The 13,802-nt window shown below is 45.9% G+C and carries 5 protein-coding genes; 2 read left to right on the forward strand and 3 right to left on the reverse strand.

Features of this window, described 5'->3' with window-relative positions; all coding sequences use genetic code 11:
• Window positions 1-231 precede the first annotated feature (231 nt).
• Window positions 232-1,467 (reverse strand): sensor histidine kinase, encoded by a 1,236-nt coding sequence (locus ACFQZR_RS01220; protein ID WP_379342092.1) that lies wholly within the window; start codon window positions 1,465-1,467, stop codon window positions 232-234.
• Between the two features lie 5 nt (window positions 1,468-1,472).
• A complete protein-coding gene (locus ACFQZR_RS01225) occupies window positions 1,473-2,180 on the reverse strand; it encodes a response regulator transcription factor (RefSeq protein WP_314584970.1) in 708 nt (235 codons plus the stop codon).
• Window positions 2,181-2,820: 640 nt separating this feature from the next.
• On the opposite strand from ACFQZR_RS01225, the gene ACFQZR_RS01230 reads away from it, so the two are divergent.
• A complete protein-coding gene (locus ACFQZR_RS01230; protein WP_379342095.1) occupies window positions 2,821-7,899 on the forward strand; it encodes a discoidin domain-containing protein in 5,079 nt (1,692 codons plus the stop codon).
• A gap of 122 nt (window positions 7,900-8,021) precedes the next feature.
• Window positions 8,022-11,555 (forward strand): LamG-like jellyroll fold domain-containing protein, encoded by a 3,534-nt coding sequence (locus ACFQZR_RS01235; RefSeq protein ID WP_379342097.1) that lies wholly within the window; start codon window positions 8,022-8,024, stop codon window positions 11,553-11,555.
• Between the two features lie 123 nt (window positions 11,556-11,678).
• Here ACFQZR_RS01235 and ACFQZR_RS01240 read toward each other — a convergent pair whose 3' ends face one another.
• On the reverse strand, window positions 11,679-13,793 hold the full coding sequence (locus ACFQZR_RS01240; protein WP_379342099.1) for an alpha-galactosidase: 2,115 nt from the start codon (window positions 13,791-13,793) through the stop codon (window positions 11,679-11,681).
• Window positions 13,794-13,802 lie beyond the last annotated feature (9 nt).

Below are 13,802 nucleotides of genomic sequence, written 5' to 3' on the forward strand. Positions count from 1 at the left end.
CTATAGACATGCCAAGTACGGGACGATACGTCCGTCGGCAGATGTCTTTATGTTGAATTCAGAGTACCGGAGACTTCTTAACGGGCGACTACCCAAACGCTTAACAAATGCTTAAGTATTTTAGTGGATTTTGGTAATTTTTAATCGGAAGGATGGCGGTAAGCGTGAACGCAAAAAAGCTCCCGCATAGTAGCGAGAGCTGTCATTGCATGCTTCAACGAATATTAAGTTTCAATCTAATGGCGACGGGACTGCAGCGGGAAACCGGGTTTCAAATACCGTCTGTTTGGTAGAACTCTCTACGGAGATTTGTCCTCCGTGTACCTCGATAATGCTCTTCGTGATCGCCAGTCCGAGTCCGGTGCCGCCGGTCGATTTGGAACGGGATTTTTCGACGCGGTAGAAGCGATCAAATATAAACGGAAGGTCCTGCTTCGGAATCGGTTCTCCGTAGTTGCAGATACGTACGCTGGCATGCCCGTTTTCCTGAGCAATATAGATGTCGATATGCTTGCCGCTGCTTCCGTATTTGATGGCATTGGAAATCAGATTTTCATACGCACGTACCAGGTGATCCCCGTCAGCGCGTATCATCACCAGCTGTTCGGGGGCGTGAATTTGAAGTGCCATGCCTGTCTTCTCCAGGCTGGGAACGAATTCTTCGGCCAGCTGTTTGAAAAACCCGCCCACATCGAGCTCTTGCAAATGAAGGGGCATGCCGTTATTGATCCGGGTGTATTCGAACAGATCGTCGACGAGCTTTTTAAGGGTGAGTGATTTTTCATAAGCGATATTCATGTAATAGCGTAACTCCACCTCATCGGTATAACGATCCTTATCGATGATCTCAAGGAAACCAAGAATGGTGGTGAGCGGGGTCCGCAGATCATGGGAGACGCCTGTAATCAAATCGTTTTTCGTTTTCTCGGCGTTTCGTTCTTCCTGAATAGAACGGTTGAGCTGTTCACTCATGGCGTTGATGTTGTCTGCAATCCGACCGAGCTCATGGTTCTCCCTGACCGGGATTTGATAATCAAAATGTCCCTTGGTAATTTCGGTCAACCCGTGATGGATTTCTTCAAGATAAGCGTGCATCTGTTGGGATAAGCTGTTGATGTTCCCTGCGATGGCACCAAGCTCATCGGAGGTTTTGACTTCAGCGGACGCGTGAAGCCGGCCACTCGCCATATTTCCAAGAACAGCCGCGAGTTCCTTGGCATTTCGAACGAGCGGCCGAGTGGCGTATACGTAGAGAATCACAAAAAAGCTTAAGCCTAATACCACGGCCGTGGGCTGGGAACCGATATGGTTGACCACCCATATGAGGGGCCGGTTATAAGGAGGATAATTAATCAAATAGGTGACGAGCAGCCGACCGAGCAGGACGAACAGCAGCGTTAGCCCGATACAACCGACGAACACGGCAAGGAACTTCCAGCGTATGCCGATGTATACCTTGGTCTTCATGGCTGCTACACCTCCTTCGCTGATTTCATTTTATAGCCGATGCCCCAGACGGTTTTAATGAAAGCGGGGTGCTGGGCGTCCTTCTCGATTTTTTCGCGGAGTTTGCGAATATGGACCATGACCGTGTTTTTCGATTCCATGAACGGCTCGTTCCATACCTCTTCATAAATTTTGTCCATGCTGAGCACGATTCCTTGATTGAAAGCAAGCAGCTTCAAAATATCGAACTCACGGGGCGTCAGCTTCACCTCTTGATCCTCAACCGTAACGGTATGCGTTGCGGTGTTGATGACCAAGTCGTCGATGACGATCTCATTTTCAGCGGGCTTGCTGCGATAGTTTAATAGCTTGTACCGGCGGATCTGAGATTTGACCCGGGCGACAAGTTCCAGGGGATTGAACGGCTTGGTGACATAATCGTCAGCACCGATGCTAAGGCCCGAAATTTTGTCGATATCCTGGCTTTTCGCCGACAGCATAATAATCGGGGTATTGTTCTCCTCGCGGATTTTCATGCAAGCTTGGATCCCATCCATTTTGGGCATCATGACATCGAGAATAATCAGATCCACCGGATGGCTGCGCAGGATGTCCAAGGCTTCCAGGCCGTTAGCGGCACTATATAGAACGTATCCTTCATTTTTAAGATAAACTTCGATTAGCTTAATAATTTCTTTCTCATCATCAACGAGAAGAATGGCTTCTCTGGACATGCTGTATTTACACCTCTTTGAATGATATAAGAACTAAGCGTTAGCTATACATAGGATTATACACCATAACCCTTAACAGGTTGGTCATCAAATCCTTAACATTCGCTTAAGTTCCTGGTTGATGATGTGAGCATTTTGCATCATTCTGTGGTTGAAAATTAGATAGGGGAAGCTAGCGCATACGTTTATAATCGGTAAAGTTGATATTGAAGGCCTGGCAATTGTAGCAAAAGCGATTCTGAAATAAAAATACTTTGCATTTTGTTCGAATGGAAGTTTTGTTAGACGGGGGAGACGATTGTCTCCCCCTTTTTTTATTCATAGTCCCTATATTCAGAGGGGCTTTTATCTGATGAATTGAAGCGGATATTCGAGCGGTGTCATACGAAGGGGATTACAAAAATGTCCACATAAACAGATTAGTTTTATCCATGTAATTACTCGTATAAAGGGATATATGATTAAGGAGGGGAAATCTGAGGGGGCCCTTTAAGAGTGGTTCTAGAATTATTCCTTTTATTTTCCTCGTAATTGTAAGCGCTTAAAAATAGAAAGGGGGATTTCTTTCAAGTAAGCTCGAGTTTCGCTTAGCAGAATTCACTGACAATAAAAGCAATCTCTATTATAGGAGGTTATATTGGTGTCCAAGATTATGCGCAAACTATGTATTCATTCCATTGCATTTACGCTTCTTTCTACTTCGGTGATCGGGTTGGATCTGGCCAAGCCTGACGTTACGCATGCCGCAAGTGGCCCAGGACAATCATCGATGTTGAACGTGGATTATGATAGTCTAGTCTCGCAGGCAGACCTCTATTTTAATAGACAAGTATCGGCTAGTTACTTGGGAATGCCGATTGGCAATGGTCGCGTAGGCGGCTTGGTATGGACGGAACCGACGAAGTTGAAAACGCAGGTCAACCGAGTTGATGTATTTGGTCACAACGGGGCTTCGTCCGCGACAAGCCTGCACGGCGATTACTTCGGTGCTGTTGGCAATGTAAGCGTCGATTTCGGTGGAACAGTATTCCCCTCCGATAACGTTCCGCAGTATCTCTCCATGTATAACGCGACAGAGAACATCCAAGGTACGAACTTGACCGCGGATGTACTGGCATGGAGCGATCAAGACGTTATTGCCATTCGGGTGGACGACACCCGCACGACGCCTGCACCAATCAACATTGATCTGTCCATGACCCGGTCGGGGCCGCTAGAAACCAAAAACAATTACTCAGCGACTTCGGTTATTAGCGAGAACAACGGCAAGATCATTCTTACTCAGAAATACGAAGAACCTACAGATACCAATCTCCCCGTCAACAATTTCTATAATATGTCGGCAGCCGTCATCGACGTCGCAGGAAGAACGGCAACTGCAAGTCAGTTGGATGCAAAAACGATGCGTCTCTCCATTCCAGCAAGCACAGGGAGCTTCACTATTTTTATCGGTAGTGCTGCAAGCATGAATCGTGCAGACGATGTGACGACAATCGCCACGTCAGCGGTAGATACTGCCAAGAGCGCCGGCTACACTAACATATATAACTCCCACACGGCATGGTGGCACGATTATTGGTCCAAGTCGTTCGTCTCCTTCCCGGCTGTACAAGGAATGGGATACGACAAAGATTACGGTGCTCATTTCGTAAATTTCTATTACCTCATGGCCTCGTGCTTTAGAGGCGAATATCCTGCTAAATTTAATGGGCTACTATTCAACACGGATAACGGCAAGGCAATGTGGGGAACGGAATACTGGATTTTTAATGACAGCAGAGCTTATTACGGGTTGGAAACCGGAAATCATTCGGATCTGCTCAATCCGTTCCTGAACATGATCACAAGAAATCTGAATAAATACCAAACAGCAGCCCAGCAGCAGTGGGGGAGCCAAGGGATCTATATTCCCGAGACATCGCCATTTGACGGACCCGAGGTATTACCGGACAATATCGCGGCTTCGCTAAAGAATAGCTTGTTAAACGGTCTTGACCTCAGTACGGAGGTAAAGAACTTCAGAAATAAAAGAATTGCCGGTGCTGATTCAAGATGGTCAATAGATGGAACGGGAGGACAGTGGAAATCGGGTTGGCATTCCCATCTCGTCTACGACGCTGCCGACATCGCAAATATGTATTGGGATCGGTATTTGTACACGATGGATCTCGATTATTTGAGTACTACCGCATATCCGGTCATCAAAGGAGCCGCCGAGTTCTACCGTACTTTCCCGAACTTGAAGAAAGGACCCGATAATAAATATCACATCTACAAGACGGGCTTTGCGGAGACGATCTGGGGAGCCGACGATATCTTAAATGATTTGAACTATATTCGAGGACTATTACCAACGGCGATTACAGCAGCGCAGCTGTTGAATGTCGATTCCGATTTGATCCCGTTGTGGCAGGATATCGTCGACAACTTGGCTCCGAATCCGTTGAGCAGCGATTCGAATTCAATACTTAAGAGAACAAGAGCGGATGGTAAACCGACTTATGCTTTGGGGAGAAGCCCCATCATTTATTTACTACAGAGCGCTCCGACGGTCTGGGATGAGTACCAGGTAGAACTGCTTGATTTCGATCAGGTCAATCTTGAGTCCAAGGCAAGCGGTGTTAACTTAAATGCATGGGACTTGAACATGAATACATTGGAAACGCAGCAAGCTTATACGGATTACATGAATGGTCAAATTGCAGGTCTAGGCATACGTTCTTGGTCCAGGTTTATGACCGATGCAGCCCGAATGGGTCGCAGCGACTTGGTAAAATTGGGGCTGGCTTCGAATTTGAAGCAATGGCAAACTTTTGAAGTGACCAATCCGAACCGTCTACCGTCCACGAACGGCGAAACGCAGACAATGTCTATTCAGGAAGACGGCGTATTTGTAGAGGGAATTCAGAACGGATTGCTTCAGTCGTTAGCCAAAGGCCCAGGCGAAAACCCCGTGATTCATGCATTTGGAGCGTGGCCAGCGGATATTGATGCCGTTTTCCAACTGCAAGCTAAAAAAGGATTCACAGTCACGGCGTCGCAAAGATCACAGAATATCGAATTCGTTGAGATTTACTCTAGCCTCGGGCAAACCGCCGATGTTAACAACCCATGGGGAGCCGCGCAGAGCGTTGACTTGTATCGCAATGGCGCTAAAGCTGAGACACTTACGGGAAGACTGCTTAGCTTCCAGACATCTGTAGGGGAAGATGTCGTTATCGTTAAATCGGGAACAACGCCTGACCAGTATAAGAGGACGATTTCTTATCCGAAGCCGCTCTTTTTGAATGCCGTAAACACAAAATTAACAGTGGGGGATTCGACTCAGCTAACTTCTATCGCAGGAGCGGATTTATCCGGCACTTCGATGTCTTATACCAGCAGTAGCTCTACTGTAGCCTCGGTTGATAGTCACGGTCTTGTGACCGGGGTTTCACCGGGAACAGCAGAAATCACTGTGAAAGCGATGTCAGGTCAAACGACTGTGGCATCCGGACAAATCAGTGTAACGATTAAATCTGCCATGATCCCTCAGTCTCAAATGACGGCAACAGCAACAAGCCAGGAAACGATCGGCGATAATAATGCGGCATCCATGGCGATTGACGGAAACCCTCAGACGATGTGGCATTCTAAGTGGGATAAATCCGACGTTCTCCCGCAATCGATTACCTTAAAACTTGGAGGAACCAACAAGATCAATAAAGTTATGGTCTTGCCAAGGTCAGGCGGCGGCAATGGAAATATTACAGCTTACAATATATATGTAAGTACAGATGGGGAGACTTTTACCAAAGTTGCAAGTGGCAGCTGGGCCAACGACGACACGGAGAAAAATGCAGATTTTACACCGGTAAATGCATCATATGTCAAGCTCGAAGCAACGGCGGGCATAAATGGCTGGGCATCGGCTGCGGAGATCAATATAGGTCTTGCACCTATAACGGGGAAGCTTGTTGGAATCACACCTCCAGCTGCTGTCACGGGGGTGGAGAACGGAGTTGCGAAGACAGCCAGTGCCCTTGGATTGCCTGCAAAAGTCGAAATGGCTACCGATGCAGGTAAAGTGAACGCCAATGTGACATGGAATGTAGAGGCTTCGAGCTACGATCCTGCTCTGAAGACTGCACAATCCTTCACTGTCAACGGAACTGTAGCTTTGCCGGCGGGCGTTACAAACCCTAACAATGTAGTATTGACAACAAGCATTAGCGTAACTGTAAACTCTGTCAATGCAGTTCAGATGGTTAACGACACGGATTCTACCATTTCCTATACCGGTTCCTTTTCTTACTCTCAAAACAGAGGTAAAAGTGATTATATGAACGATGTGCACCAGACTCAAGGTAATGGTGACTACTTCCAATATACGTTTACCGGAACGGGTATAGATTATATCGGTGTTAAGAACGGAGATATCGGGAATCAGGAAGTCTATATTGACGGCAAGCTTATGCAAACTGTAAGTGGAACCGCTCCAAGCTATACAGCCCAGGCGGTCATTTACAGCAACAAGAGTCTTGCGAGTGGGACGCATACGATCAAAGTGGTGAAGAGATCTGGGTACTGGATGGTATTGGATGCATTGAAGGTATATCGAGATTCGGAGTTGAAAACCATCACAGCACCTGCAGCGATCACAGGCGTGGCGAACGGAACGGCAAAGACGGCGGAAGCCCTCGGATTGCCTGCTACGGTAGAACTGGTTACGGATACAGGAAGCATGAATGCCAATGTAGCATGGAACGTCGAGGCTTCGAGCTATGATCCGGCTGTGAAGGCAGAACAGACCTTCAAGGTCGATGGAGCCGTAACCTTGCCGGATGGAGTAGATAACCCGAACAACGTAGCCTTGACAACAAGCATTCAAGTGACGGTGCTTCCAGTATCAACACAGCCGCAATCCTCATTGACAGGCGCCCATCAAGTAGCTACTGACCAAACATTCGATATAACAATGGGACTAAGCGGCGTTAAGGAAAGCGTATATCAGCAAATGTATGCGCAAGATTTGACGCTTCACTATGATCCGACGAATTTGAAGCTCGACTCGGTTACATCCTTGAAAGACGGATTTAAGGTCATCGAACAGAAGGAACTGGTGCCGGGACATATCCGGATTGTGGCTGCTAGCGTGGGCGCGGATCAAGGTGTGCAAGCCCAAGGCGATTTGTTGTCCTTCACATTTACAGCCAAATCTGCTGCCCAAGTAGCCGAAACGACCCTATCTGTAGGAAATGTTGTTATTGCCAACGGGGAAGGGAATGAGCTGCAGGTAGACGGAGCCTTCCACAAGCTGCAAATTAATATTTCTATAGATAAGTCAGAATTGAATGCTGCGATCGCTGGCGCTCAGACTAAACACGATGCAGCCGTAGAAGGAAACGGGCACGGACTGTATCTGAGTGGCTCTAAAGCTCAACTACAGTCGGCAATCGATGCGGCGCGTGCGACATCAATCGATCAGATTGCTACACAGCAGCAGGTGGATACCGCGAAGGCGACATTGGATGCGGCGATTCAAGTGTTTGAAAGCAAGAAAATATCCGCAGATGTCAATGGCAAAGACGGCATCACAGTAGGAGACTTGGCGATCGTTGCAGCAGTGTACGGCAAGCAAGAAGGTCAGCCGGGCTGGAATCCGAAAGCGGATGTCAATCATGATGGTAAAGTAGATATTGAAGACCTTGCAATCATAGCCAAAGCGATTCTGCAATAAAGCAATTTCAAACAATGGGAATGAATCGGGGAGGGAAGAGCTATGCTCTCCCTTCATCGATTCTATGAATTTGTTAGGTTAATGAAATAGAACGTATCTGCGAATTAAGGGGAGAATAACAAATGAAAAATAACAAAGTGAATAAGTTTATTACAATGTTATTGGTGGTAGTAATGGCGCTCACTTGTACTCCTATGATTATTTTTGCAGAAGAAATTCCAGATACAACAAATACGAATCCAAAGCCTGCAGTTTATTTTGACATGGATACGCTTACGGAAGGTAAGATTACAAACAAAGCTGATGGTGCCGAACTTACGGTAAAAGGCAATACACCAACACTTGTAGTGGGGAAAGGCGGTCATGGTCAAGCGCTCAAGTTTGATGGAAGTACTTATATTGATATCGGAAAAATATTTCAGCCGAAAAACGCTTATACCATGATGGCATGGATTAAGCAGGATGCTGGAGGTAAGGCTACTCAGGCCATTGTAAGTCGCGGTAATAGCGGCAATGTAAATAACCAGTTGGCTATGCTGTTAAAAGAAAAACAGATCTATCATTGTGTGGCTTTTTCCAACGGGAGCATAAACAATAATTATAAGGAAGCGTTTGGAAGTGCTTCTGTTGAAAAAGAGGTATGGAATCACATTGCCGTTATTCGTGAGGGAAGAAATCTGATTTACTATGTAAATGGAGTGGAAGTTTTAAAAAAGACAGATTTACCAACTGCGGATATTGTAGAAACAGATATGCCAATGTATATTGGAAAAGACGCTAACAGCTTAGGCTCGCTTTGGAATGAACATGATTTTACGGGTCTTATGGATGATCTGAAATTGTACAGCGTGGCATTGACGCAGGAACAGGTCAAAGAAGCCGCACAAATTAAAGCAGTGCATTCTATAACTACCTTTAATAATGGTAAGTTAGTTATTTCATTTGAAGAAACACCTAATTTCGAACCGATTCAGGAGGATTTCACATTGTCCTTTAAAGTCGATGGTAAGACAATAAATTCCAATATTAAAACATACGTATATGACGGCACGAATAAAACAGCAACCTTTGTATTTGATCCCATCGTCAATTACAACTCGGTGGAAAAAACGGTTAGTGTAACTGCTAAGTATGATATGTATGAAGAAAGTGAGGTTTTTGTATTGCCTGCGGGAAGCAACAGCGCTCCAGTCATATCGAATGCGACAGTTGAAAATCTTTCTCCGAAGCTGGGTACAGAACCGCATGTTAAAGGCATATTGAAAGTAAAATATACATTTAATGATGCTGATAATGATGCTGAGGGAGAAACCAAATATCAGTGGTATATTTCTGATACAGTCGACGGAGAATACTCGAAGCTGCAAGGGATTAACACGCAAACTATTATTTTGTTGGATAAATATGTTGGGAAATACCTAAAATGCGAAGTGAAAGCTGTTGATATTCACGGCAATAGGGCAGCCATCTCAGTTATGAGTGCGGCGACTGGACCGGTGCTGGCAACGGAGGGGAATCCTCTTACCGATTGGTTTCTTGAGGCACAATATGGTGTCTCACATCATATTCTTTCCGAGTTTGTAAATCTGGATTTTGTTTCGACTAAGCCGGGTGAAAAATGGGATAGAAATCAACAGACATGGAATGAGTTTATTGGGGAATTTGATGCGGAGAAATATGCAGAACAAATCAGTCAAACCGGAGCAAAATATATTATTGTAACGCTGGGACAAAATGCGGCGGAATACTGTGCACCAAACGAAGTTTACGACCAATATTTGCGTGAAGCAGGTCTTTTAGGAGAGGGAGAAGTAAATCCCAAAACGGCTTCTATGGAAAATGATCTACCTATGAAGATTGCGGACGCAGTGGCGCCGTATGGTATCAAGGTTATGCTCTATCTACCGTCTAATCCTCCACACAGCGCTCACTGGAACCCCGGAGATTATCGAGTGACCGTGGACGCTCTTAAAGGAATACGCGGCTCCAATGGTCCCGTCAGTCAAGAAGCGAAGAAAATACATGTTGAAATGGTAGAATGGTGGTCGAAACATTACGGGGATAAGATTGCTGGATGGTGGTTTGACGGAATGTATCCAGGCGGTATATTGGAAAGCCAAAATAATATGTCACTGGAATATAACGTATCCACTCTAGCTAATGCCGCCAAATCTGGAAATCCTTACAGTATCGTAACGTTTAATCAAGGAACAAGTCCGTCAATTGCATTTGCTAAAAACACGGAGTACCATGATTATACTGCTGGAGAAATCAATAATTTCGATATTTTCCCATATGAAGGTCGTTGGGCGAAAAATACTACTGATGTTCAAAACTTCTTATTTGGACCCCTTGGCACAGGCGGATGGGGTTGGGGCGCCGCCGGCACTTCTAAAACAATAGAGTATGTCGAAAATAAAGCGAGAACTGCAATTGCAAAATCTTATGTAATAGGTTTTGACACGAAGGTAAATCATTTTGGTGAGATTGACCCGGCACAGTTAGCGCAGCTGAAAGAGTTAAAGGATAGGCTTGCAACCAAGCTTCTTACTGGCATAACAGCACCTGTAGCAATCACAGGGTTGGCGAACGGCACGGCGAAGACGGCAGCAGCACTTGGATTGCCAGCCACTGTAGAACTGGTAACGGATGCAGGAAGAATGAATGCCAATGTAGCATGGAACGTCGAGGCTTCAAGCTATGATCCAGCTATTAAGGCAGAACAGACCTTCACGGTCGAGGGAACCGTAACCTTGCCGGAAGGAGTGAAAAATCCGAACAACGTAACCTTGACAACAAGAATCCAAGTGACTGTGCTTCAAGCATCAACACAGCCGCAATCCTCATTGACAGGTGCCCATCAAGTAGTTCCTGACCAAACATTCGATATAACAATGGGACTAAGCGGCGTTAAGGAAAGCGTATATCAGCAAATATATGCGCAAGATTTGACGCTTCATTATGATCCGGCGAATGTGAAGTTCGATTCGGTTACGTCACTGAGAGACGGATTTGAGGTCATCGATCAGAAGGAGACGGTGCCTGGACAAATCCGGATCTTAGCTGCCAGCGTAGGCGCAAACCAAGGTGTGCCTGCCCAAGGAGATATGTTGAAATTCAAATTTACGGTGAAATCCGATACCAAAGCAACCGATACAACCTTTTCGGTAGGCGAAGTAGCCATTGCAAACGGTGAGGGAAATGAACTGCAAGTTAATGGAAACTCCCACAAGTTGCAAATCAGTACTTCTGTAGATAAGGCTCTATTGAATGCTGCGATCGCTAGCGCTCAGACTATGCACGATGCAGCCGTAGAAGGAAACGGGCACGGTCTGTATCTGAGTGGCTCTAAAACGAAATTGCAGTCGGCAATCGATGCGGCACGTGCGACATCAATCGATCCGATTGCTACACAGCAACAGGTGGATAGCGCGAAATCCGCACTGGAAGCGGCAATTCAAGTGTTTGAAAGCAAGAAAATATCCGCAGACGTCAATGGAAAGGACGGCATCACAGTAGGAGACTTGGCGATCGTTGCAGCAGTGTACGGCAAGCAAGAAGGTCAGCCGGGCTGGAATCCGAAAGCGGATGTCAATCATGATGGTAAAGTAGATATTGAAGATCTTGCAATCATAGCCAAAGCGATCTTACGATAAGACATCGGTTACAAAAAGCTCATAAAGGTGTCGAACCTTTATGAGCTTTTTTGTGGTGGGAAGACGGGGTAAGAAAAAGGCTCATATGCATGCATATGAGCCTCTTTCTGTAATCCAATTCGATTACGGAGCTTCAACTTTCCTTATACGTACAACCTTACTTTGAAAATCGCCATTGAATTCAAGCTTAATTCCGATAGCCATTAGCGCTTGCCCGCTAAAGAGCTGTTCCAACCCATCGATCCGATAGAGCCAATCGCCCCGCAACCCCTTCAGCCTTAATCTAGGAAGATGATTCATGAAGTTCCTTGCGTGCAAGAAAACGAATACGACGGCTTCTTCTTGCTGTTCTCCTACATACACCACCGATGCCAGCGGGCCTTCACTAGGTGATTTAAGCCGATATTGATCTCCATCTTGAACGATGTGTCTGATTTCCTTGTATAAATGGATGAGTTCGCGTGCCTCTTGCTGCTCTTCGGGACTCCATTTCAACAAATTATCACCGATTCCCAAATTGCCCATCATGGCACAATGAAAACGATAAGCCAAGGTCAGCTTGCGACTGCTTATCCAACTTACTTCATCGGTGACCCATGACTCCATAATTTTGGAACAATAAGCATAAGAGAAGCCTTCTTGAATCTTCAATCGGTCGAAAGCGTCGGTGTTATCGCTCGTCCAGACTTGGTCGAAGTAACGCAGAATGCCCAGGTCAACCCGTCCCCCACCGCCGGAGCAAGATTGAAATATAACATTCGGATGGGCTTGCTTGAGTTTTCGGGCGATTTCGTACACACCATCCGCATGCCGGAACCAAATTTCCTTCTGTTCTTCTCTCGGAGCTGACGGATAACCAGGTTCACTAAAGTTGCGGTTCATATCCCATTTGATGAAACGAATGTTATGATCCGTTAGTAGACGATCGATGCTTTCGAAAAGATACTGCCGTACGTCGGATCTAGCCAAATTCAAAATGAGCTGATTACGAATCAGCGTGCTGTCTCTTGTAGGAAAGTGATAAACCCAGTCCGGATGCTTTCGGTATAGATCGCTATCGGGGTTAACCATTTCCGGTTCGATCCAAAGCCCGAAATCCATACCTAACACATTAACTTCCTGAATTAAATTCTGAAGACCATTCGGGAATTTGTCGGGATTGACGATCCAGTCTCCAAGGCCAGCTCTATCGGAGTTTCTTGCTCCAAACCAGCCGTCATCCATGACGAACAATTCTACGCCGATTGACGCAGCGATTTTTGCCAGATGGATTTGTTGATCCTCGTTGACGTCAAAAGAGGTGGCTTCCCAAGAGTTATAGAGCACTTTCCTAAGACTTGAACGGTGTTCGGCCGGAAGAACTTCTTCCCGCTGGTAGCGATGCAGATTTCGACTGACGGCGCCAAAGCCTTCTGTTACGAATCCAAGGACGGATATCGGAGTAACGAAGTTGTCACCGGGCTTTAAATTCCAGGCAAAGTCGAAATCATTCGTTCCCGCGCTTATCTTGACCATACCTAGCCTGTCTTTCTCAAACACGATTTTCCAATTCCCGCTGAAAGCCAATGCTCCGAAATAGACCTCGCCATGATCTTCTTGAGAATTGCCGCCACGGTCTAGCATGAAGAACGGATTGGTAAAATGGCTGGTCGTGCCTCGTCTGCTCTCCAAAACCAGCTTGGTATCCGGCAGCTCCGTATGACTAAGCTGCGTTTCGCCTGCCCATTTGCCTGTTAGGTACGTTAACCGGTAAGCTTCATCACGTGGTACATATAAGGAACCTGTTAGTGCTTGCTCCAACAGGATGTTTCCACTTCCAGAATTTATTATTTCGCTGTGCAATTCGAGCAGATTATACGCTGGAACAATCTTATAATGCAGGATAACCTCAAGTGGATAAAAAAAGTCTTTCATTCGAAATGAAAGGACGCTGTCCGAAATCTTGAAATTGATGAAGACCAGCTGTAAGTCTCTGACGCCGTCTTCGAACGTTGCCTTTAAGCAAGGCTCTGTGTAAGTCGCTTTTCCAAAGCCCATAAATGTCTCTTGATATACTTCACTGCCACCCGAATATGGATACTCCGCGATAAGCTCAGGTTCTGGATAATCTGATAAATAGGGGAGCTTTTCACCGAAATAGGTTTGAACGATTGTCCCTGTTTTACTTAACCCCAATGCGTATGCGAAGGAATCTCCCTCAAGAACCCATATTTTGCGTTCAGAATCATGTTTAATCATAACGTTTCA

Source organism: Paenibacillus sp. GCM10027629, from assembly GCF_042676425.1.
Classification (GTDB): Bacteria; Bacillota; Bacilli; order Paenibacillales; family Paenibacillaceae; genus Paenibacillus_K; species Paenibacillus_K terrigena.

Coding starts and splice junctions, on each gene's coding strand:
- ACFQZR_RS01240 (WP_379342099.1), bottom strand. CDS start 13,793: ATGATTAAACATGATTCTGAACGCAAAATATGGGTTCTTGAGGGAGAT.
- ACFQZR_RS01220 (WP_379342092.1), bottom strand. CDS start 1,467: ATGAAGACCAAGGTATACATCGGCATACGCTGGAAGTTCCTTGCCGTG.
- ACFQZR_RS01235 (WP_379342097.1), top strand. CDS start 8,022: ATGAAAAATAACAAAGTGAATAAGTTTATTACAATGTTATTGGTGGTA.
- ACFQZR_RS01225 (WP_314584970.1), bottom strand. CDS start 2,180: ATGTCCAGAGAAGCCATTCTTCTCGTTGATGATGAGAAAGAAATTATT.